The organism is Bacillus sp. V5-8f (assembly GCF_002863565.1).
Classification (GTDB): Bacteria; Bacillota; Bacilli; order Bacillales; family DSM-1321; genus Peribacillus.
Window position 1 is genome coordinate 359072 of sequence record NZ_PGUW01000005.1, and the last position, 22884, is coordinate 381955.

General features: G+C 42.3%; 21 protein-coding genes. 5 read left to right on the forward strand and 16 right to left on the reverse strand.

Translation table 11 applies throughout. The features are described from left to right. Positions 1–111: 111 nt before the first annotated feature. Both CUU64_RS09375 and CUU64_RS09380 read right to left on the reverse strand, forming a co-directional pair. Positions 112–330 carry a DUF2922 domain-containing protein gene (locus tag CUU64_RS09375; protein ID WP_101633319.1) on the reverse strand — a complete coding sequence of 73 codons (219 nt, stop codon included), beginning with the start codon at positions 328–330 and terminating at the stop codon, positions 112–114. Between the two features lie 33 nt (positions 331–363). Further along, on the reverse strand, positions 364–582 hold the full coding sequence (locus tag CUU64_RS09380) for a DUF1659 domain-containing protein (protein WP_101633322.1): 219 nt from the start codon (positions 580–582) through the stop codon (positions 364–366). A 110-nt stretch (positions 583–692) separates the two neighbouring features. On the opposite strand from CUU64_RS09380, the gene CUU64_RS09385 reads away from it, so the two are divergent. Then, positions 693–1550 carry a glycerophosphodiester phosphodiesterase gene (locus CUU64_RS09385; protein ID WP_180954524.1) on the forward strand — a complete coding sequence of 286 codons (858 nt, stop codon included), beginning with the start codon at positions 693–695 and terminating at the stop codon, positions 1548–1550. Between the two features lie 108 nt (positions 1551–1658). Here CUU64_RS09385 and CUU64_RS21935 read toward each other — a convergent pair whose 3' ends face one another. From CUU64_RS21935 to CUU64_RS09415, 6 genes are all read right to left on the reverse strand, one after another. Next, positions 1659–2375, reverse strand: a complete 717-nt coding sequence (locus CUU64_RS21935; protein WP_180954525.1) for a hypothetical protein — start codon at positions 2373–2375, stop codon at positions 1659–1661. A gap of 155 nt (positions 2376–2530) precedes the next feature. Then, positions 2531–2845 (reverse strand): DUF3243 domain-containing protein, encoded by a 315-nt coding sequence (locus tag CUU64_RS09395; protein ID WP_101633326.1) that lies wholly within the window; start codon positions 2843–2845, stop codon positions 2531–2533. Between the two features lie 106 nt (positions 2846–2951). Beyond that, positions 2952–4442, reverse strand: coding sequence for a UDP-N-acetylmuramoyl-L-alanyl-D-glutamate--2,6-diaminopimelate ligase (locus tag CUU64_RS09400; RefSeq protein ID WP_101633327.1), 1491 nt, complete (start codon positions 4440–4442; stop codon positions 2952–2954). A gap of 300 nt (positions 4443–4742) precedes the next feature. Next, positions 4743–7358 (reverse strand): cyanophycin synthetase, encoded by a 2616-nt coding sequence (gene cphA / locus CUU64_RS09405; RefSeq protein ID WP_101633328.1) that lies wholly within the window; start codon positions 7356–7358, stop codon positions 4743–4745. Continuing rightward, on the reverse strand, positions 7355–8167 hold the full coding sequence (locus CUU64_RS09410) for a cyanophycinase (protein WP_101633330.1): 813 nt from the start codon (positions 8165–8167) through the stop codon (positions 7355–7357). Before CUU64_RS09410 ends, cphA begins: the two co-directional genes overlap by 4 nt. Positions 8168–8411: 244 nt before the next feature. Then, positions 8412–8711: a DUF3817 domain-containing protein gene (locus CUU64_RS09415; protein WP_101633332.1), complete on the reverse strand. Its 300-nt coding sequence runs from the start codon at positions 8709–8711 to the stop codon at positions 8412–8414. 149 nt (positions 8712–8860) lie between these two features. On the opposite strand from CUU64_RS09415, the gene CUU64_RS09420 reads away from it, so the two are divergent. After that, the gene (locus CUU64_RS09420; RefSeq protein WP_101633333.1) at positions 8861–8983 is read left to right on the forward strand and encodes a 3-methyladenine DNA glycosylase; all 123 of its coding nucleotides are present in this window, start codon (positions 8861–8863) and stop codon (positions 8981–8983) included. A 44-nt stretch (positions 8984–9027) separates the two neighbouring features. Here the strand turns inward: CUU64_RS09420 and CUU64_RS09425 are convergent, their stop codons facing one another. Both CUU64_RS09425 and CUU64_RS21940 read right to left on the reverse strand, forming a co-directional pair. After that, complete coding sequence (locus CUU64_RS09425) at positions 9028–10071, reverse strand: M42 family metallopeptidase (protein ID WP_101633334.1); 1044 nt, start codon at positions 10069–10071, stop codon at positions 9028–9030. Between the two features lie 151 nt (positions 10072–10222). Next, a complete protein-coding gene (locus tag CUU64_RS21940; RefSeq protein WP_180954526.1) occupies positions 10223–10375 on the reverse strand; it encodes a hypothetical protein in 153 nt (50 codons plus the stop codon). 247 nt (positions 10376–10622) lie between these two features. On the opposite strand from CUU64_RS21940, the gene CUU64_RS09430 reads away from it, so the two are divergent. Then, a complete protein-coding gene (locus CUU64_RS09430) occupies positions 10623–11258 on the forward strand; it encodes a Bax inhibitor-1/YccA family protein (protein WP_101633336.1) in 636 nt (211 codons plus the stop codon). 58 nt (positions 11259–11316) lie between these two features. Here the strand turns inward: CUU64_RS09430 and CUU64_RS09435 are convergent, their stop codons facing one another. The 5 genes from CUU64_RS09435 to CUU64_RS09455 form a co-directional block, all read right to left on the reverse strand. Further along, positions 11317–11829: an acyl-CoA thioesterase gene (locus tag CUU64_RS09435; RefSeq protein WP_101633483.1), complete on the reverse strand. Its 513-nt coding sequence runs from the start codon at positions 11827–11829 to the stop codon at positions 11317–11319. A 79-nt stretch (positions 11830–11908) separates the two neighbouring features. Next, positions 11909–12457, reverse strand: coding sequence for a M15 family metallopeptidase (locus CUU64_RS09440; RefSeq protein ID WP_308302349.1), 549 nt, complete (start codon positions 12455–12457; stop codon positions 11909–11911). A 178-nt stretch (positions 12458–12635) separates the two neighbouring features. Next, positions 12636–13340, reverse strand: coding sequence for a DUF459 domain-containing protein (locus CUU64_RS09445; RefSeq protein ID WP_101633338.1), 705 nt, complete (start codon positions 13338–13340; stop codon positions 12636–12638). A 185-nt stretch (positions 13341–13525) separates the two neighbouring features. After that, positions 13526–13699 (reverse strand): aspartyl-phosphate phosphatase Spo0E family protein, encoded by a 174-nt coding sequence (locus tag CUU64_RS09450; RefSeq protein ID WP_101633340.1) that lies wholly within the window; start codon positions 13697–13699, stop codon positions 13526–13528. Positions 13700–14333: 634 nt separating this feature from the next. Then, positions 14334–15545, reverse strand: a complete 1212-nt coding sequence (locus CUU64_RS09455; RefSeq protein ID WP_101633341.1) for an MFS transporter — start codon at positions 15543–15545, stop codon at positions 14334–14336. 365 nt (positions 15546–15910) lie between these two features. Between CUU64_RS09455 and CUU64_RS09460 the strand changes: the two genes are divergently transcribed. Continuing rightward, positions 15911–18151 carry an EAL domain-containing protein gene (locus tag CUU64_RS09460; protein WP_180954527.1) on the forward strand — a complete coding sequence of 747 codons (2241 nt, stop codon included), beginning with the start codon at positions 15911–15913 and terminating at the stop codon, positions 18149–18151. 295 nt (positions 18152–18446) lie between these two features. Here CUU64_RS09460 and helD read toward each other — a convergent pair whose 3' ends face one another. Beyond that, a complete protein-coding gene (helD, locus tag CUU64_RS09465) occupies positions 18447–20795 on the reverse strand; it encodes an RNA polymerase recycling motor HelD (protein WP_101633343.1) in 2349 nt (782 codons plus the stop codon). Positions 20796–21146: 351 nt separating this feature from the next. Here helD and CUU64_RS09470 point away from each other — a divergent pair, with 351 nt between their 5' ends. Next, complete coding sequence (locus CUU64_RS09470) at positions 21147–22634, forward strand: aldehyde dehydrogenase family protein (RefSeq protein WP_101633346.1); 1488 nt, start codon at positions 21147–21149, stop codon at positions 22632–22634. Positions 22635–22884 lie beyond the last annotated feature (250 nt).

Sequence of the window (22884 nt, forward strand, 5' to 3'; positions counted from 1 at the left end):
CAAATTAATTGTCATTCCGGACAAATTAATTGGCATTTCCTCACAAGTTTTATTGCTTATCCAGAGATAGCCCGCTGACTAATCGGCCTATCTCTGAATCCAGCTGGTATGTTATATCAACTCATATTCATTGACATTTCTTTCAACAACGCGTGCACCCTTTTTGCCGACGAAATCACCGGACGGGGACGTAAAGACGTTCGCTGCAAGAATGGTATCCATTGACTGCTTTACGACATTGATATTAATAGGTTCGATTGGATCCTCAATAGAGATGGATGCCGTTTTGCCTTCCTCCGTTACAAAAATCAACTCCAAAGTCTTTGCCATTTGATTCACCTCCTCTGTGTTATTTTGTTAAAATTAAGCAGAAATAGTTGCCGTGTCCTGACGTGCTATTTCGGTTAGGGTATGTTTTTGCAGATTGGTAAGCGATTGGGCAGTTTTCAATAGCTCCTCAGCCGTCGCATCAGTTTTAATGTTTGAAAAAAGTTTTCTTTTTAATTGTGGTTCGCCCTTTTCATTTACACCCGTTTCGAAAGTAACCCTTAATGTACTTGCATATACCATTTGACTGGCCATGTGCGCCTCACCTCCTTTCACTCTTTATATACCGGGAATGGAAAGGAAAGTAGCATCGCGGGAAAAATAATTCCTGATTATTTACACCCAACATGACAGGAGAATCTAGTATGAAGCTTGTTTTCTTATTTTCGCTCTGCATCCTTTTCATTCTAGCCGTACTTATTCTGGGAAAAAGAAGAGATGCAACAAGACTATTAGGAGGGAATAAGCAGGCGTTTTCCCCACTAAAAATAGCCCACCGTGGTGCGGCGGGCTATTGTCCTGAAAATACAATGGCTGCTTTTAAAAAGGCAATGGATCTCGGTGTTGATTTCATAGAAATTGATGTCCAGTTAAGTAAGGATGGAAAGCTCGTCGTGATTCATGACCCAACACTTGAACGTACAACGAACGGGAGCGGCAATGTACGCGACTATGATCTTTGCGAACTGAGGGAATTAGATGCCGGAAGCTGGTTTCACCCCCATTTTAAAGGTGAAAAAATCCCAGTATTTGAAGAATTGCTGGAAATCATACTGCCGCATGCAGGCATATTAATTGAGCTGAAACATCCTGCATTTTATCCAGGAATTGAAAGAAAGCTTGCAATGGAAATCATGAATCATAATTTGCATGTGGGAAGCAGCCATTTGCTCATGATTCAGTCATTCGACATTGATTCAGTCAAAAGATTTCATGCTCTGCTTCCTTCTCTTCCCTCCGGTGTTCTGATAAAGCGTCCACTAGGGGTTTCTCATAAAAAGCTTAGTGAGCTGTCCTCGTTTGCATCCTTTATTAATTTGAAACAAACGATGATGACTTTGAAACGGAAGAAAAAGATCCATTCATACGGAATGAAAGCTTTTACATGGACGGTTAACAATGAAAAGAAAATCGATCGGTTCGAAATGATGAAACTGGATGGCGTAACCACGGATTACCCCGACCTTTTTACGAAAAAGAACGAGCGAAAAGAGGTTGACTAGCAGGGTGTAGAGTTTAGTATACTCCCTTTTTACATGCTCCTGCAGGGGTGTAAGTTTTCCTCTTTGCTACCTTAGTCATTACCTTTGTAGCAACTTTGCTATTTGAAATTATGAGCATTGGAAGCTACGAATTTCACCAGTGTCGATTCCAGTATATACCCATCTGTTCTGATTTCGTCTCCAACGATAGCCGGCAACAGAAGTCCGGCCTATATAGGTTGGATAGAACCAGAATGACCGTCCGTTTCTAAGCCAAACATAAGTGAATCGGTACAAACACCTTCTTATAGATCCAGGATCTACTGCGTAAAGTCCGGTTTGCGGCATTTGTGGCACATACGACGGAGGCGGGGATGTCGGTGGACCATCAGACTGGCCTCCGGATGGAGTGCCATATTGACCTCCGGGTGCACCGCTGTATTGGCCTCCATATGGGCTGTCATATTGACCTCCGGATGGACTGCCGTATTGGCCTCCGGGTGCACCGCCATATTGGCCTCCATATGGGCTGTCATATTGGCCTCCGGGTGAAACGCCGTATTGGCCTCCATATGGGCTGCCATATTGGCTTCCGGGGGGAACACTATATTGGCCTCCGGATGGACCTCCATATTGCCCTCCGTATGGACTGCCATATTGGCCCGCGGATGGAACACCGTATTGGCCTCCGGGTGAAACGCCGTATTGGCCTCCGTATTGAAGCGGCCTGGGAGGCTCAACGCCACCAAACACATCATCTTCCCCCATCTGCCGGGAGATTGTCTCCTGTTCTTGTTCTACACCATTCCAAGGAATTTGCGGGTACCATGGTCCATATCCAAACATATGCATTCTCCTCATAAAGTAAATTCTTTTTATTGATATGTAGGCAAAAGACCATGTGTGCGTGTCACAATTCCTTCAATTAAGATTGTATTTCTGTGATACGCCATTTGTCAAAATCCCATAAAAAAAGCCTGCCTACCGGCAAGCTTCCTTTTTTATTGAACCATTCTGACAAGCATATGAGCCAGCTTATGCTGTTCTTGTTCATTACCCACTTTCCATAATTCCTGTAACAGCTTCTCTTCACGATTTCGTGGCTCTTCGTGAGCAGCAAGATAATCTGCAACTTTTTGTGCAGTTTTTGCAAGCTGTTCCTCATCCATTCCCATTTTTTCGCCTTTAGCCACTTTTTCACCTAAATAACTTTTAAACGTTTCAAAGCTTGAAAGAATCTCATCCTTTTGCCCTTCACCCATAGATTGCATTTGTTCGCTGACTTTGCCTTGATTAGCAGAATTGTTTGTTTCCATCATACTTCACTCCTTTCGGTAGTATGTGTATTCAATGCCCGGATTTGGATGGATTCAAACATAATAATCTGCAACTTGTTGTTTGTTTTGAAATTTTTTACAATGATTATTGGAAATCTGCCGTCGCATCCTGTAAAGAAAAACTCTGATCCATTAGAAGTGTTTCTATCATCTCCTGATCTGAACGAGCGGGAATAGAAAACATTTCTTTATACCGTTCAGGCCCTTTGCCGGTTATAAATACCCACTCCCCGGCTTTCGCATTTTGCCAGGCTTCTGAAATGGCAACGGTTCTGTCCGATATAACCTTTCCTTTTCCCATGCCATAATGGGCGGCCAACTGTTCCAATTCGTTTATCATTACATCTCCATTAATCCCATTCAAATCATCAAAAGTTAAAATGAAACTGTCGCTCATGCCTGCGGATGCTTCTACTATATGCTTTCTCTTTGAAGGATCTCGCCCACCTCGAAAGCCATAGATATGGGAGATGTGCTTTGCACCTAGCTGTTTAGCCGATTTAAGGCAATATTCAACTGCGTCCTGAGTATGCGCGTAATCAACGACAAAGGTGGCCCCGGCTGGATGTGAATATACTTCAAAGCGTCCTGGTACCCCCTTGAAGGATTCAAGCGCTTGAATAATTGTTTCATCGCCAATTCCGATCGTCTTTGCAGCCGCATAGGCCAGTGCTGCATTATAACCGTTGTGTAAGCCAGGGAAAGATAGATTTAGAGTATATTTTTTATTACTGTGATAAAGCTGAATGGAGCTTTTTTCAGAGATATGAATACAGCCAAGTTGAATATGATTATAAACCGATTTTCCAACAGTAAAAATTTTTCTTTGCTCCATTTCTAAAAGATTCGATAGCCTAACCCCCCATTCATCCAGCTGATTGACCACCGCGTGCCCATCCTTTTTTAAGTGTTTCATGAACATGCTAGCCTTGGTTCTAAAATAATTTTCCATTGTATGATGATAATCTAGATGATCATGTCTTAAGTTCGTGAAGATGCCCACGTCAAATTCAATTCCTTCAATCCTTGCTTGGTCCAGTGCATGAGAGGAGACTTCCATAATGACAAATTCGTCTTTGCTATCTGCCAGGAGCTTTTGCAATTTTATAGGATCCGGAGTTGTATGAGAGGACTTTTTATGTTCGCCGTTAATGATATAGGCTACCGTTCCAAGCAAGGAACAGGAATATCCTGCTTCACTTAAGATATGCCGCAACATATAGGAGGTCGTTGTTTTTCCATTTGTTCCAGTTATGCCTATCAGCTTATGCTTTCTAGCTGGAAATCCATAAAATGCGCTTGCAAGCCTGGCTGCCGCCGTTCTGCTATCGGTCACCTGAATATAAGGGACTGATAGATTTACAGCCTTCTCTCCTATGATGGCTGCAGCACCTCTTTGTATCGCATCCTCGATAAAATCATGCCCATCATGCATAAAACCCGGAATGGCAATAAATAGATAACCCTGTTCTATTTTTTTCGAGTTCATTTCGATCCCGGTTACATTTACATCTACAATGGGGGGAATCTGCACAGCAAGTTCCTTAGCGGCACCTACAAGTTTCGATAATTTCATGAGCAACACCCTTTGTTATCATGCGTCTATGTTATATCTTTCGTTTGCCCAAAAATACCGATTATCATTAAGAAATTGATGTGTTTCCCACAACCTGGGAATTTCTGTTGGTTTTTCATTTTGAAACCCCATCTAATTTAATTAGTTCCCGCCTTGTGTCCTTCAACCCCCCTGATGAAGGACATTTCAGTGCTTGACTCCTGTAAATCCCGGATACATATTCTTTCAAAGTGAAAAACCCGCCGAACCGACGGGTTTTCAGAGGGCCGTCTGTCATAGTGTCAAACGGCTCAAATATCCTTATTGAAGTTGGTGCGTACCTGCTAATTCAAAAAACTTCTTTACATAATTAAAGTCTGTATAGAAGAACAACAGAAGATCTCCGGGCTTAGAAAGCTCCCATGCTTTTTTAAAGGCATCTAGCTCGTTTAGTATGATAAACGTTTGTTCTTTTCTCAAATTTCTTTCTATCGCCGCCTGTTGAATCAGATGTGCCAGTTCATACTGCTGCCTGTCTCGCAAATCGTCATCTTCTTTGATTATTAACAAGTCGGTATGGTCAGCAGCTAAATAAGCCATTTTGATAATGTCCTCATTTTTTCTGTCTCCAGGCCCGGCTAATACAGTAATGATTCGTTTTTTAGCGAAGCTGCTTACGGTATCATAAATCGCCTCCATCCCTGATACATTGTGGGCGTAATCTACAATAAGCGTCCGGCCTTTCATGTCTCTTCTGTTGAATCTTCCTTTTGAAAGAGCAACATCAGGTATGAACGCAAGGGCTTTTTTTATTAATTCGTCCAATGGTACCCCTTGAGTATGGGCTGCTGCCATCGCTTGCAGCAGATTGGCAATATTGTGTTTTGCCGCGCCGCCAATGGTAATCGGAATATACTGGCACGGATGGACAGGCTGTAAAACACCATTTGATGCGTAGATAATCCAGCCCGACTGGTCGATATACCACGCTTTCTTTCTTTCAAAGATTGCTTTGCGGATGTATGGGTTATTTTGATTGAGCGAAGTATAAATGACTTCTCCCTTTGTGTATTGCGCCATTTTTGCCACATGTTCATCATCCGCATTCAGAACGCAATACCCAGTTTCAATTACGACCTCCGGAATCAAGCGTTTTAGTTTTACAAGCTGTTCAAATGTTTCGATTCCATCAAGTCCTAGATGATCTTCAGCAACATTCGTAACGATCCCTACATCACAATGGCGGAATGCAAGCCCTTCCCGAACTATTCCGCCCCTTGCTGTTTCCAGCACCGCATAATCTACTGTTGGGTTCACAAGGATCTTCCTGGCGCTGATCGGTCCGCTGCAGTCCCCATCCTCAATGGCGACACTATCCAGAAATACACCATCGGAGTTTGTCATGCCAACCGTAACGCCTTCTTTTTCCAGGAAATAATTCACAAGTCGGGTTGTGGTTGTTTTCCCGTTAGTGCCAGTGACGGCTATTATGGGAATGGCGGCATCTTCACGCCTTTTAAAAAGATAGTCCACTATTGCCTGGCCTACATTACGGCTTATCCCTTCACTTGGATAGTGATGCATTCTGATTCCTGGGGCGGCATTGATTTCGATGATCGCCATTTCTTGTTTACTAAATGGACTGGAAATGTCTTTACAGATAAAATCGATGCCAGCAATATCCAGACCAATTGCTTTTGCGGCGGTCACCGCTATTTTTCTTATCGTTGGATGTACCTGGTCCGTCACGTCAATCGCCTTGCCGCCCGTCGATAAATTGGCATTTCCAACAACCTGGATGATTTTCCCCTTGTCCGGAATGGAGTCGAGTGTTAAATCCAGCTTTTCCAAATAGCAGGAAACGGTATGGTTTAGCGGAATCTTTGACATTGCTTTTTCATGTCCATCCCCGCGAAGCGGATTTTTATTTTCCTCATTGATCAATTCACGGATTGTAGCCTGCCCATTGCCGATTACAAAAGGAGGTACACGGAGACTAGCGGCTATAAGCTTCCCATCGACCACAAGCATTCGATAGTCATTTCCTTCGTAATGCCGCTCTAAAATGAACTTGTCCACATGATCGTCAAGACAGTTTGCAACGTTAAAAAGTTGTTCTTTCGTTTTGATATTTGTAATGACACCCTGCCCCTGCCTGCCATTCAAAGGCTTGATTACAAGAGGGAAGCCGAGCTTATCCGCTGCTTCAAAGATTTCTTCCATGGTTGATACTACTTCTCCCTCAGGAACCGGCAAGCTGCATGAGCGTAATATTTCCTTTGTTAGCTGTTTGTCACATGAATTTTCGACACCAAGGCTAGATGTCTGGCTAGTTATGGTAGCCTGTACGAATTTTTGGCGCGATCCTGTCCCAAGGCGCAAAAGACTGTCTTCACCGATTCTTTCCACCGGGATGTTCGATAAAATGGCGGCGTCATATATGGCCTCTGTACTCGGTCCCAGCTTGTTTTTATAATAAAGGTCAGCCACTTTATCGATGTACGGCCGAGAATTAACATGCGTTGCCCCTTTCAACAGAAGTCCGGCAATTTCCATGGCGGCTTCAAAGGAATAAAGCCCGGATTTTGGCTCCTTATAAGCGTATGTCACATAATATATGCCGGGCTTTTTGGCCGTGATGGTCTTTCCGCGCCTAACATCTATACCGGCTGAAAGCTGGAGCTCAATGGCCATATGTTCCAGAATATGGCCCATCCAGGTTCCTCGAGTCAGGCGTTCAACAAATCCTCCTTCATATCCAGGGGAACAGGTATGCTTCTTAAGGCCCGGTAAAGTTTCCACAAGGGCTTCAGTAAAACCAGGTATTGTATCTGACGGCCGAAGCTCGAGATCCTCTATATCCACTTCGATAAACATCATCGGTTTGTGTGCAAAATAGTTAGGTCCCTTCAAATACCTTACACGGTTGATTTTCATTCTGTTTTCCCCTTTTTGAGAATTAATTGGCGACGGGCTAGATCAAAACTGTAGCCGCGGGTTAGGGCATGCAGCTTAAACCCTGAAATCGTAAGCTCTTCGCTTCCATTTTCGCCAATTTTGATGTCGACATAATCACTGCTTTTTCCATCGATAACTAACACCTGGTGTTCTCCATATACTTCAAACTTATTATCTTGAACTAATATCGCTGTATTTTCATCAATTCCAATTCCGATAATTTCTTTGTTATCCGCAATCGCACTAAGAAGCCGGTCAAACCTGGCCCGCTGCGAAAAGTGCTGGTCAATAAGGATATGATCCAAGAACCCGAATCCGGTTCCTAATTCTACATTTAGTTTATCATCATTAAGTTTGGTGTCTGCAGCGACTATCATTTGTTTCGCCATGATGGACGCTCCGGCACTTGTCCCGGCAAGGACCATGCCGTTTTTCCACTTATCCGCCAGTTTGTCGTGCAATTTTGTACCACCAATCAACTTTGAGAGCCTGCTTTGGTCACCACCAGAAATAAAAACAGCAGATAACGACTCCACAAGCTCCAAAATTTCCGGATGCCCTGAGCGTTCCCTAGAATCTACATCAATCACTTCCACACGCTTTACTCCCAGCTGTTTAAAGGTTTGTATGTAGTCAGCACTAACTTCGTCGGGAATTTCCGAAGCGGTCGGCAGGATTCCAATCCCCTTGTTGTCACGGCCGGCGAGGTCAACAAATTTTTCTAAAACCTCTCCTCCATGAAATTTCTCTTCCGCCCCGCCTATAATCAATAATTCACCAGGTTTCATGAATTTCTCACCTTTGCTTAAGAGATTGTAAAAACAAGTCCAGCCACGAACTTGTTTTTTACATTTCAAAATACATACTTGGTATTATGTATTATTGTTTTGTGAAACATTCATATTTTCGACGATCATTTATAGCAGAATACCTATAATTTGGAAGGTTTTATCTTTAATTTATGCGTGGTTTCGAAAAGAAGAAGCGCAGAGGCATTAAAAAGAAAAACGCCCGCAATAAAAGCAGGCGCTCCTAGTATTTATTAAGTTTTTGCTGAAGTTTCGAATCAAGAACAAAGTTTCCAAATGGAATGAATGCAACAGCCACTGCCCCGAACACCCATTTCCAAAACCAGCGCACCCGAAATGCTGTGTATCCAATGGCTAGAATGTACAGAATAAAAAACAATCCATGTAAAGAGCCAACAATTCTTACGGCAATTGGAATATCGAGGAAATATTTCATAGGCATGGCAATAGCGAGTAATACAAGGAGAGATCCGCCCTCAATGACCCCCATTATTCGAAATAGCTTGATTGGTGATTCCAGCATATTGATCCTCCACTTTTTACTATCATTATAACCACTAATAAAGGAAAAAAGTTACTTTTTTCGAAAATGATAGTAAAAACATCCGTAATGTTATTTTGCACGTAGAAACGGGAATGGATGAATATACGCAGCAAAGGAGGAATCTACACATGGCAGATAACAATACACGTAATAAAGACAATTCAGTGGAACAGAACGAGAAAAAGGAACGAAACGAGGATATTAGCGCGCAGCGTGATCCTAAAAAAAATGACCCTCCAAAAAATAAATAGAATGGAAAGCCTGCTCTCTCCGTAGACAGCAGGCTTTCGTTTTTTTAGGCAAGCTCCGATTCAAGATAAAAGGAGAGCAAATTTGCAGTATGCCTCAAAGAAGAAATATGAGTCCTTTCAAAGGCATGAGATGCATCTATCCCAGGACCTACAAGGCCGTGTACGATATCATGTCCAGCGCGAATGGCAGCAGATGCATCGGAACCATAATAAGGATAAATATCAACCCGGTAATCAACGTTATTTTTCTTTGCAAGATTCACCAGATGCATCCGTAATTTATAGTTGTAAGGGCCAGAAGAATCCTTGGCACAGATGGAAACACTATATTCATCGGTCGCTTGCCCCTCACCGATAGCACCCATATCCACTGCTAAGTATTCAACCGTTTGATCTGGGATATTAGAGTTGCCACCGTATCCGATTTCTTCATTATTGGAAATCAGAAAATGGGTTGTATAACGTAATTGGATGCTTCCTTTTTGAATCAAATCCATTAAATGGAGCAAAATTCCTACACTTGCTTTATCGTCCAGGTGCCTGGATTTTAGGAATCCGCTTTCTGTTTCCTCCACCCGTGGTTCAAAAGAAACAAAATCACCAACTGAAATTCCGAGCGCCTCTGTTTCTTGTTTTGATTTTACAGGTTCATCTATCCTGACTTCTATCGTATTCTCATCTCGCTTTGCTTCTCCTGCGTTTTTGTATACATGTACTGAGGTTTGGTTGATTAAAATCGTGCCTGTGAATTCCTTCCCTGCTGAATGGATTTTGCAATATTCCCCTTCGACAGAATTCCATTTAAAACCGCCAATCATGGTCAAGCGGAGGCGGCCATTCCCCTTAATTTCCTTCACCATCGCACCAAGCGTATCTACATGTGCCGTCAGAAGCCTGTGCTTGCTGTCGTCCTGACCTTTTATGGACGCGAGCAGTGCCCCTTTATTCGTAATCCGGTAAGAAACTCCTTTGTCTTCCATAAAGCCGGCTACATATGAAATGGCAGCCTCGGTGTATCCGGATGGGCTAGGTATGGCAACTAAATCTTTTATGTATGATACGATTTCTTTTTCAGTAATTAAGGACATCATCATTTCCTCCTTATTTTGTACGAATGTAAACATTTACTGGCCTGTTAAAAGGTGAGGGATACTCAAGCTCAATCTTATTATTACCTCTATCTTTTATTCATGAAAAAAGCCGCTTGAATAGAAACGGCTGTTTTCTGGATAATTTTTTCTAGCTAAACATGTCGGTAAATGGGGCAATGGCCATTACTATAGCAGGCATAACATACAGCAGGGTATTCTCCATGTTCACTCTGCTTTTCCAACGGCTTCTCCACTCTTTATAACGGGGTTCCCGTTTTGCATACCAATCTGCAAAATTCATGGCATATCCCTCCTTTTTTGAATGGCTTCTACCCTCTATATACCCCTTTTTTTCCTATATTAAGCTAGAGATGCTTTACAAAATGAAACATAAAAAACAAATATGCACGCTACGACTAGTGAATCCGTACCAACCCTAACTCAAATTGATAATCCTTAAAGGGTAGAAGGATAAGATAAATGATGAAACTTTTGCACTGCTCGTACGTATTAGTTTAGTATAGAATGAATAATAATGAGGTGATTTTATGTACTCTCAAACGGCACAAAATTATATGCCTTCTGTTCTAAGGACGTTTTCCCTATCATTGGCAGTTTCGGTACTTGGCATGGCAGCGGGGATGTACGTACCGCCCGCTTTATTTTTGCCCCTGGCAATATTAGAGCTGATTATGCTAATAGGTGCTTTTATCCTGAGAAGAAGAAAAGCAATTGGGTACACCTTCCTTTATACCTTTACCTTTATCTCAGGCGTCACCACATATCCGATCGTTTCCCACTATGCAGCCGCTGCCGGCACGGAAATTGTTCTGCTTGCCGGGGTCACTACTACTGCGGTTTTTGGCGGCTTGGCGCTTTATGCATGGACAACGAAGCGGGACTTATCATTCCTTCGCGGCATGCTGCTGGCTTCTCTGCTTGCTTTGATTGTCATTGGGATCTTCAATGTCTTTGCACCGTTAAGTTCTACTGCAATGCTGGTGTATTCATTCATCGGGATTCTGGTTTTCAGCGGATATGTTTTATATGATATCAACCGTATGAAGCGGTACGGAGTAAGTGCAGAAGAAGTCCCGCTTATGGCCCTAAGCCTATACCTTGATTTCATTAACCTATTTGTAAATATCCTACGGTTCTTTGGAATTCTGTCCAACCGTGACTAAAGCTGGGGAGGTGTCCTTTTTTAGGACACCTTTGTCATTATCTCCCGCTGTAATTTCCTCACCATGGCAGATCCGCACCAAAAGTCTTCGCAAGTTGTTCGGTATCTTTTCTCCTTTTTTTTCTGATCTCTGCTCTTTGTTTGCCGGTCTCAAACAGATTCTTTTCCGTTTCTGTTTGTGGCACCAGCCTTGGAACCGGTGTAGGTTTTCCGTCTTTATCAATGGCGACAAATGTTAAGAATGATATCGCGCATACATTTCTTTCCCCAGTGAGCAAACCCTCTGCGATCACCTTGACCATAACCTCCATGGAGGTTCGCCCGGTATAGGTTACAAACGCCTCCAGGCAAACAGAATTTCCTATTTGAATCGGATGAAGAAAATCCACGGAATCTGTTGATGCCGTAACGCAATTCGTTCTTGAATGGCGCATCGCGGAAATCGCTGCGACATCATCGATATACGCCATTAATTTGCCGCCAAACATCGTACCAAGATTATTCGTATCAGGCGGGAGGACAATGCTTGTTTTAATGACGAGCGAGTCCCTGTTATGTTTCGTTTCTTCCATAGTTGTTCTGGCTCCTTCGGCTGTAAATTCTTCACTATTCCAATTTATTATAAAATGACCAAGCAAGGCAACCTTAGAGCTATTCACTTCCAGGCGGTTTCTTGCCACGCTGCAGTTCCATTAAGGTAAGCCCGAAATCCATCTGCAAATGGGGATAATCTTTGAACTCGCCTTGCCAGTCTGCCCCTGATTCAAATCCGAGCTCCTTTGCAAAGGCCACAACCTCGTCCCAATCCTTCTTTCCATTTCCATTTCCATCGTATTCCATATCCCAAATAGCTTCTCCATTTTTGTTCAGCAAAGCGAAGTCGATGGCCAGACCAAAATTATGGTAGGATTCTCCGCCCTTTGCATTTGTTACGATATTTCCTAATGTGGTTCTTCCCTGGTTGTACAGTTCGTTCTGTTCATCAATCGATCTGAATCCAGCTGTAATCAGGATTGGAATCCCCGCTCTTTCTGCTTTAGCGATCAGTTCATCCCTTTTTTCTGCCACGACCGGATGAAGGCCCTTTGGCACCTCCAATTTATCTAAATCCGGTGGTATCACATAATTTTTGATCAGCCATGCAGAAATCAATATAACTGTCAACACCACTACCAGCATTCTAATATACTTTGCGGCCACTTTATTCCCCTTCCAGAAATCCTGTGTTTTGTTTTACTTCGATAGTAACTTTTGAAAGATTATACCTTTACATACAATACCAAACCATTAAAGTATACTCTCTGGCACCCTTTCTAAAAAAAACACCTGGCCCCATCACACCCCGGGTCCAGGCTTTATTATTATTTCTTTAAAAACGTTACCTTTCAAAGTGGTATCGTTCTAATATTCTTTCCGTAATCAATTGATATCCTTTTTCGTTTGGATGAAGGGCATCACTAAAGTAGGTTTTCTTGTCTTTATTTTTGAAAAGGTCATTGGTTGGTATGAAAACGGCTCGCTTTTCCTTTTTAACAATATCTTGAATCTCTCGGTCCCAATCATCGATATGTTTTTCGATTTGGCGATCCTCCGGGATAGGATTGTAAAGCCCAAGCACCAAAATTGGAGCCTCTTTATTTCCTTTCTTCAGCTGATCCAAAATAGTTTTCACGTTTTTTATATATCCATCCTTTTCGGCACTTAACCTTTCATGGTTGATTTTCTTTAGGTCCCCGCCGTTGCTGTTGATTAAATCGTTTGTTCCGATAAAAACAATGAAATAATCGGCTTTATCAAGCTTGCTTTTGATGCGGGCATCTGAAAGCTGCTTCAAAACTCCCTCTGTTTCCTGACCAGTAATTCCATAGTTCCAGACTCTGAATTTTTCTTTGCTGCTCGGTTCATTCAGTGCATTTTCCAAACCATCGACATATCCTTCCCCGTTTTTATCACCATAGCCGAACGTGAGTGAATCACCCAACGCCATAATAATCGGATCATTCTTCTTTGCTTGAGATTGAAAAGAAAACCAAACTACAGAGATTACTATAAATATGATTAATACAATCGATAATTTCTTCATGACAGACTCCTTTACTATTATTCCGGTATACGAAACCCAATTTGTTATACCCGAAAAGAGAGTCCGCTTAACACATCGATGGCTCGAGTGTCACAACTACACAGATGCGTACCTGTGCATAAAAAATGCTGTCCTGCATGAAGCAAGACAGCTCTTTTTCCAATTTATATGTATCAATTTCCTAATTAACAAACTTTGGAATAAGTGTGTTTTCCAAATAAAAATGCATTCATCAATTCATCTAGTTCCTGACTTGCCTTTATTGTATCTGGGCTAGTGAAGCCAGAAGCATGTGCCAAGTTTATCATTTCTTCCCTCTTTTGCTCTATCTCTATTAGTATGTACTCCGCCAGTACCATTATCCCAATTCCTTTCTATATTTCTATATATTAACAATGATTTTAATGGGAGAACAAAGAATACACAAGCCTTATTGCCCATAAAATTTGAACTTTTTGCGACAATGTGAGAATTCATTATACAGTTGCAATCTTCTTTATGTAAAAAGAACATAATCGGAAAGGAAAAAATCCACAAAACAACAATGGCAATCGCTGGCTATAATAGGTACGTGAGCCAGGGTTTCCTTTCCAATCAACATGATATAATAAAGGATCAATAGAATACGGTTTCTGAAGGGTGGTCATCATCCCCCTATGGAAGGGGGTGATGCTGTATGACAGTGTTTGAAGCGTTAATGCTTTACTTGTCTTTTACAAGCTTAATCGCGGGGGATCCTGTCAAATGATCATAAAAAATAATCCACCTTTGAGCCTGCAAGCATAAGGTGGATTATTTCCGCTTTTGTAGCTGATCGCCCTTCACAGGGGACCGTCTATTGCATGACCGTTCGGTGTTACCAGCACCGGCGGTCTTTTTTAATGTATCACTATTCTATTTGCATTATTCCCGAAACAAATGGATGATACCAATGAAAACATTATCGGCACAGCCAAAATTTCAAACCGCTCGTATACGGGCGGTTTCTCCTTTTTACCCAGCGAGCTCCGTATTTTTTGTTTCTTTCCCAAAAATCCCAACAACTAGTGCGCCGATCAGCACGGCTATCGTAAAGATGGTAAAAATGTTTGTTACCGAAGAATTCTGCGCGACCATGTAACCGACCAAAAGAGGGCCAAGTATCCCGCCAATCCGGCCGACAGCCGCAGCCATTCCCGCACCTGTCCCCCGGATGGAAGTTGGATACTGCTCTGGTGTATAAGCATATAACGCGCCCCATGCTCCAAGATTGAAAAAAGAAAGAAAAATTCCAGAAATAATCAAGAAAGACAATTCCTCGGCCGTTCCGAAAAAATATGCACTTATGGCTGTCCCTATCAAATAGGTTACCAGCACGAATTTTCTGCCCATCCTCTCAATAAACCACGCAGCGGTGAAATAGCCTGGGAGCTGCGCAAGCGTCATGATCAACACATATTGAAAGCTTTTGATCATGCTGAACCCCTTTAATGTCATCACACTTGGAAGCCACAAAAACATTCCATAATAAGAAAAGACTACACAAAACCAAAGGATCCATAGTGTAAGGGTTTGGCGCAGATGCTCTTTGGCCCACACACTCTTAATATTATGCGAAATAGATGGCTTTTTTTCTTTTTGTTGGAAAACAAAACGCGGTGAATCCGGTAAATCCCTACGGATAAACAGTGCATATAACGCCGGTAAAGCACTTAATAAAAGGGCAATCCGCCAGCCATATTCCGGAATGACGAAATACGAGATCAAAGCAGCAATGAGCCAGCCTACAGCCCAGAAACTTTCGAGCAAGACTACAACCCGTCCTCTTCTTTCGGCCGGAACACTTTCAGAAACAAGGGTTGAGGCTACTGGGAGCTCCCCGCCAAGCCCCATTCCAATGAAGAATCTCAATATTAAAAAGAGCGCAAAAGATGAAACCAAGGCCGACAGTCCGCTGCCTATCGAAAATAACAATAGTGTAATCATGAAAACAGCTTTTCTGCCAATCCGGTCAGCCAGAATTCCAAAAACAAACGCACCAGCCGCCATACCGATAGAATTCATGCTTCCAATCCATCCTACTTCCCCGGGTGAAAGGGCCCAATCCTGTGCAAGCGCAACCACAATAAAAGAAAGCATGCCGACATCCATAGCATCAAACATCCATCCCGTACCAGCTATGCCTAGTAGCTTGCGTTCTGAAATCGTTTTTTGTTTTTTGACCATAGTAACCTCCAGGTGCCCTAATCTCGAAAATAATCTCTCACCTATTTTACCTATTATTCCACATTTCTACTACTTAAAAAATTTTGATAGTCAGAAATTTTTTCCAAAATTACAAACTTTTCTGGTACAATAGCCTTACTTTCATCTGTAACTCTTGGAAAGAAATTAAGAGACAACGTTTCTCTCCTATCATCTTGATGCTTTTTCTGAAGAGCCGGGAGGTCATTCACATAAATATTTACTATATGATTGTTGCGGTCCTCTTTTCTATCCTTACTAGCTATTTGTGTTTGTTTGAAAAACGACGTTTAGAAAAAGGCACTGAACTATTAACAAGGGCGATTGGAATCGGGATATCCTTTTGGATGGCACAAATATTTGTATCCCTTTCTTTTCAATTGCAAACCAGTTTATACTACATAGCTGTTTATTTTCCGTTTTTTATGCTGATAGGTATAATTACCTCATTTTTTTTACTTAGGTCTATGAAACAACAACAGCTTCGAAAAAACGGCAGGTTCATACCGATTATGCTTGCAGTTATCGCCATGATCTCTCTTGTCTATTTCGCCCTGGCATATCTTCATTTTGCCGATTTCCTATCACTGCAGATTAGCCGGCTGGCCATAACCCTCCTGTTTATTACAGGGGTAACCATGGCAGGAGTGAAATTCATGATTCAGTTCACTCGTGAACAACGCAGCAGGCTTGCTTTTATATGGAAATTGGCGGGTTCTGTTACGTCGGGAATTGCTTTAGCAGGCCTTCCGTATTTAATGATTTTTTCTACAACCAATTTAGAAACATGGTTTGAAAATAATATTAGCGGCATCCCATTGATTCTTTATTGTTTTCAGTTGTTGATTATGATTTTGTTATTCGTGCTTCCCGATTTATTAAGGGAAAAGCAAATTGTTGAGCAGGAAAAAAGAATGGAGGAACACATACATAACTATGAAGCTTTGTTTAATCACCATCCGAACCCCGTGTTCCTGGTTGGCAAGGATGGAAACTTCCTGACCGCCAACCGCGAATTCATTTCCTGGTCAAAGATTCCCAAAGAATCTATCATCGGAAAGAATATATTAGACTTTGTCGCAGAAAAAGATATCAAAAAAGCAATAGGGTATATGGAGAATTCCTTCAAAGGGAATGCAAACCATTTTGAGATATCAGGAATCAGTGCCGAGAGAAAAATATATGAAACACGCGTTACATCGATTCCAATGTGGAGCAACGAGCAGATAACAGGTGTTTATGGAATCGTGCAGGACATCACAAAAGCAAAGGCCAATGAGAAAAAAATTACATATCTCGCCTATCATGATGAATTAACAGGATTACCAACACGCCGTGCTTTCTTTGAAAAAATTAGCTCCCTCGAGGCTTCCTATCAAACGAAAGGCAATGAATTTTCAGTTTTATATATTGATCTGGATAAATTTAAAGAGCTAAACGACCTTTTTGGCCATTCTTTTGGCGATGAAGCATTGAAAGAGGCTGTATTGCGCATTAAGCAGTGTTTACCAGAACGTACTTTCCTAGCAAGGATGGGCGGGGATGAGTTTAGCCTCCTTCTCCCCGGATTAACTGAACATGATGACATTGGCAAAATTGCGGCCAGCATCGTTGAAACAATCAGAAAACCGTTTATTATCAGCAAACATGAATACGTTCTCACGGCAAGTGTAGGTGCGGCTATATATCCAGAGCACGGCATTAGTCAGGAAAGCATTGTAAAAAGTGCTGATACCGCTATGTACTATGCAAAGGAACATGGCAAAAACAACTATAAAATCTTTACTGACGAACTTGAACAAAGCAGCAAACGAAAATATATTGTTAGCAATGAATTGCGAAGTGCAATCGTTAAAAAAGAGTTTGAAGTGCATTACCAGCCGAAGGTAACGCTGACCTCCGGCGAAATTTCAGGTGCAGAGGCCTTGGTCCGCTGGATTCATCCGGAAATCGGTATTGTTGGCCCAAACGAGTTCATTCCAATAGCCGAAGAAAATGGATTGATCATTGAAATTGAGGATATTGTCATTGAAAGGGTTTTCCGGCAGCTAAAGTCGTGGAAGGATGAACACACAAAACCACTGCCGATTGCAATTAACCTATCGCAGCGCCATTTTTACCAGGAAAATATTGTCGATAAATTCAAGTCTTTTCTTGATGAATATGAGCTTGATCCAAATTTACTGGAAATAGAAATTACGGAAACGATCATGATGGATCAAAATCCTGCTGTTATTAACCGATTGCACGGACTTCGGGATCTTGGCATAAAAATCAGCATGGATGACTTTGGGACTGGCTACAGTTCACTCAGCTATATACAAAGGCTCCCGATTGATAAGCTAAAGATCGACCGTTCATTTATCACAGATCTTTCAAACAATGAAGACAGCCAGGCAATCGTTTCTCTCATTCTTTCCATGGCTGAGTACCTGAACCTCGAAGTTGTTGCAGAGGGCATTGAAGACCAAAGTCAGCTGAAATTCCTCCAAGACCTCAAATGCAGTGAAGGCCAGGGATTCCTGTTCAGCAAGCCGCTTGCCATAAATGACTTTCAGAAACTACTGAAACAAACAGCGAACGTATGACCAAAGAACAAGTGATGGAGCCTTAGCCTTCACTTGTTCTTTTTTGATTAACGCCGATGGGATATTTGGTGTGACTTTCGATTTGTTGTAAACATGCGTAAATAGCTAGGCCAACATTCGGGTTTGTTGGGTACATTCCAGATGTTGCGAAAGAACCGGGTTTGTTGCAAAATTCCGGATTGCGTTGCGAACGCCCTAGGTTTGTTGCAACATCCCACATTTCATTAGAAAAGAGTTTGTTGCAAAATATTGGAATCAATTATGACCGGTTTGTGTGTTTAATTTTTATCGTTTCCTATAGACAACCATTTTTCCAACTTTTTCTCTCATATAAATCGGCAGAAATTCCTTCAAGGAATGGAGTAATCTCGCCCGGACTGCAGATATAAAGCTCGTGCATCGCCCTTGTGCATGCTGTATAGAAAAGCCTCCGTTCACTTTCCTTTTCGTAGCTTGCCCGCGAACCGTCATAAATGATAACGGCATCAAATTCGATTCCCTTTGCTAAATAGCATGGAATGACCACTACTCCCGCTTCGTAATTCGTTTTCCCTTTTCCAATCAGTCTTACCTGCATAATGTCACTTAAGTGAGTATACGCCTCTTTACTTTCGGCTGCAGTTTTGCATATGATGGCGATCGTTTGATGACCTAGCGACTTCAGATGAGTAATCACAGAAGCCAAACAATGAGTGATTTCCCTCTTTTCTGTAACTTCCACAACGACGGGCTTATTTCCATGCCTATTAAAAGGCTGTATGTCATTTCCCCCATTAGTCAGCATATCCCGGGTAAATTCCACAAGTTCACGCGTAGAACGGTAGCTTCTCGTCAAAACGATTTTTTCTGTTTCCTCGTCTTTATATAAGGTCTTCAACACATCGAGCCCCTCTTCATTTCCATGCGCAAAGATCGTTTGATTCAAATCACCAAGTACAGTCATTTTGCTTCGCGGGAACAATCTTTTTATAAAAGCAAACTGGAATGGCGAGTAATCCTGGGCTTCATCAATGAAAACATGGCGAATCAAGGTGTTGGTTTTAAAACCTAACAACTTCTCTTTGAAAAATAAATAAGGAGTGGCATCTTCATAATAAAGTTCACCGGCATCAAGCTTTGTCACCGTATCTTTGCTGATTTGTCCCCAATCCTCCGCTATACCAGACGCCGCTTTCCCCAGAAAAAGTTTACGGTAAAGTTCAGCAACATCAAGGAAAGCAAATTCTTTTACCTTTTTATAAAGCGGACGATACCGCCTTTTTACAACTGAAGCTGCCAACACCTGCTGCTCCTGATCAAAATCATCAAAACTATCCTGTTCCGCTTGTTTGTTTTTATTGACCTTTTGATAGCTTTTCATATACTCTTCTTTGCTTAAGTATTGGATTTCTTCTTCGACCCAGGACTTCTTCATCTCTTTTTTCTCATAGTGCCTGAGCTCCTTTTTTAGCCATTCGGAAACTAGCAACAGCCTGTTCGGGATGGGCAGGGTAAGGCTTAGTCCGTAAAAATGGTCATGGATGGATTGAGCAGAAACCAGGATTTTCTTCCTGAACATGACATCCTTAAAAATAAGCCCGGCTTCCATTAATGAATTATAATAATCTTCAATCATTTCCAGGAAGCCAAGAGAAGATTTAACAGCAATCCCTTTGAGCCTCGATTCATAGCCGGGCTGATCGTTAGATGCCAGTACGAATTCCGTTTGCGCAAATACATCTTCTACGTTAAATTCGTCATCAAGCATTTTCTCGATATATTGCTGGAGGGTACTTTGCTGCATATTTTCCTCCCCAAGTTCGGGAAGAACATTGGCAATATAGCTGTTGAATAGGGGGTTTGGTGAGAACAATAAAATGTGATCCGCAGTAAGTCGCTCCCGATACCGGTAAATAAGATAGGCCACACGCTGGAGCGCTGCAGAAGTTTTCCCGCTGCCAGCGGCACCCTGGACAACAAGCAAACGCTTGCCCTCACTTCGAATGATAAGGTTTTGTTCTCTTTGGATAGTAGCCACGATGCTTTTCATTTGGGCATTAGCCTGGCCTCCAAGAACCTCCTGAAGCAGTTCATCTCCTATGGTGACCCCAGTATCGAATACACTGATCAGTTTCCCTTTCCGTATGATATACTGCCTCTTTAATTCAACGCGTCCAGTTATCTTGCCAAAGGGGGCTTGATATTCTGCAGGCCCAATCGAGTAATCATAATAAACGCTTGAAATGGGAGCCCGCCAGTCATGGACCAGGAATGCTTCCGATTCTTCATCATAAAAGGAACCAATTCCTATATAGATGCTTTCTACTTCTTCCTCTCCATGTTCGATAAAGTCGATTCTCCCAAAATAAGGAGAATTTCTTAATCTATCGAGAATATGTAGCTGTTTAGTGGAATGACGATGCCTGCGCTCCCTTTCACTAAGCAGCTCTGATTGCTGCTTGATGCTCGTAAATGTTTCACCGATATCATCAGGATGATCAAGGTTTACCGTCACATCCTCCCAAAAGTGCTTTCTGATAGCAACGATTTCATCACTTGCTCCTACGATTTCCTTTTGCAACACTTGTATTTGTTTCGTCACCTTATCAGTAACCTCATCCACCCGTTTTTGTTCCTTTTCCAGTCCCACTTCCCGCTCACTCATACAATCTCTCCTTTTAACACTTGTGGCTTCGATTCTTTACACACTAAATGAAACAATTTTATAAGTACATTTCCCCGTATACAAAGGACATATAGATATATATTACCTTCAAATGGAAAAATTTGAAACTTTGTTGAGGGTACCGCTTCTAGTATAGATCTCATATCTGGATTTATTTATACCTTCTTATCCATGATTACTGTCTCTTGCTGTTGTAATCTGTCGGTAGTTATTAATTGAAAATTAAAAATAATTTGTTTATGATAATGGTTGAGAGTGCAAACGGTTACAAGCTCTTGACTTTCAACATGATTTGGGCAGATACCATTACGACTATTCGAGGAGGTATTTATGGCAAATCTAACACTAGAAATCAGCGAAAAACTACAAAAATTTCTTCAAGGACCGAAAAAGCTCTATATTAACGGTCAGTTTGTCGAAAGCGCTTCAAGAAAAACTTTTGCTACACCGAACCCGGCAACTGGAGAGACCCTGGCTGAAGTATACGAAGCGGACCAGGCGGATATCGACTTAGCTGTAAAAGCGGCACGGAAGGCATTCGATGAAGGCCCTTGGTCTAAAATGGGAACAGCTGCAAGAAGCCGGTTAATGTACAAGCTGGCAGATCTAATGGAAGAAAATAAAACAGAACTAGCGCAATTGGAAACATTGGATAATGGAAAACCAATCAACGAGACAACCCATGCGGACATTCCGCTGGCTATTGAACATATGAGATATTACGCCGGCTGGGCCACGAAAATCGTCGGCCAAACCATTCCGGTAAACGGCAATTATTTTAACTATACAAGGCATGAGGCTGTCGGTGTGGTCGGGCAGATCATCCCTTGGAACTTCCCTCTTCTCATGGCTATGTGGAAGCTGGGTGCTGCCCTGGCTACAGGCTGTACCGTAGTGTTGAAGCCTGCCGAGCAAACTCCGATGTCGGCTCTTTATCTGGCAGAATTAATTGAAGAAGCCGGTTTCCCAGAAGGGGTCATCAATATCGTTCCAGGGTTTGGTGAAACTGCAGGAGACGCTCTTGTGAACCACAAATTGGTCGACAAGATTGCCTTCACCGGATCCACTGAAGTAGGAAAGATGATCATGAGAAATGCTTCCAATTCATTAAAAAGGGTTACCCTTGAGCTTGGTGGAAAATCTCCGAACATCATCCTGCCTGATGCCGATTTAACAAGAGCGATCCCTGGCGCCCTTAACGGTGTCATGTTTAATCAAGGGCAAGTATGCTGCGCTGGATCCCGTGTATTCATCCAAAAGAAGCATTATGATAATGTGGTGGCTGACATGGCATCCCATGCCAAAAATATTAGGCAGGGTGCCGGCCTAAGTCCAGAAACTCAAATCGGTCCTCTTGTTTCACAGGAACAGCAGGACCGAGTCCTCGGCTATATTGAAAAAGGAATGAACGAAGGCGCCGAAGTACTCGTTGGCGGCAGCAAGCCGCAGGACGAAGGATATTTCGTCTCGCCGACAATCTTTGCAGCCGTTAAGGACGAAATGACAATCGCACGTGAAGAAATCTTTGGCCCTGTTATCGCTGCAATGCCGTTTGAAGACCTCGACGAAGTAATTAAACGTGCCAATGAAAGTGACTATGGCCTGGCTGCCGGGCTATGGACACGCGATATCTCCAATGCCCATTATGTCGCTAGTAAGCTTCGTGCTGGCACCGTCTGGGTAAACTGCTACAATGCCTTTGACGCAGCTTCCCCATTCGGAGGGTTTAAGTCCTCCGGCATCGGCCGTGAAATGGGTTCTTACGCACTAAATAACTATACAGAAGTAAAGAGCGTTTGGATTAATCTGGATAAATAATGGTTATAAGCCGGCTTTCTCAGGAGGGCCGGCTTTTTTGACTACCCGCTGCGTTTGGATAATTGTTAAGAAAAAACAGTCCCCCTACTACCTTAAATTGGTAAAAGTTGCGATTAATGTCATCAGTGAAATGATTGGCGAAACGCTAGATGGATCCCGACATTCTAAAAAAATAATTTCAAATTAGGGAGGGAATCTTATGATATCCCTCCTTTGTAATTAAAATTAAGGCCTCCCCTGATTGTGTAAC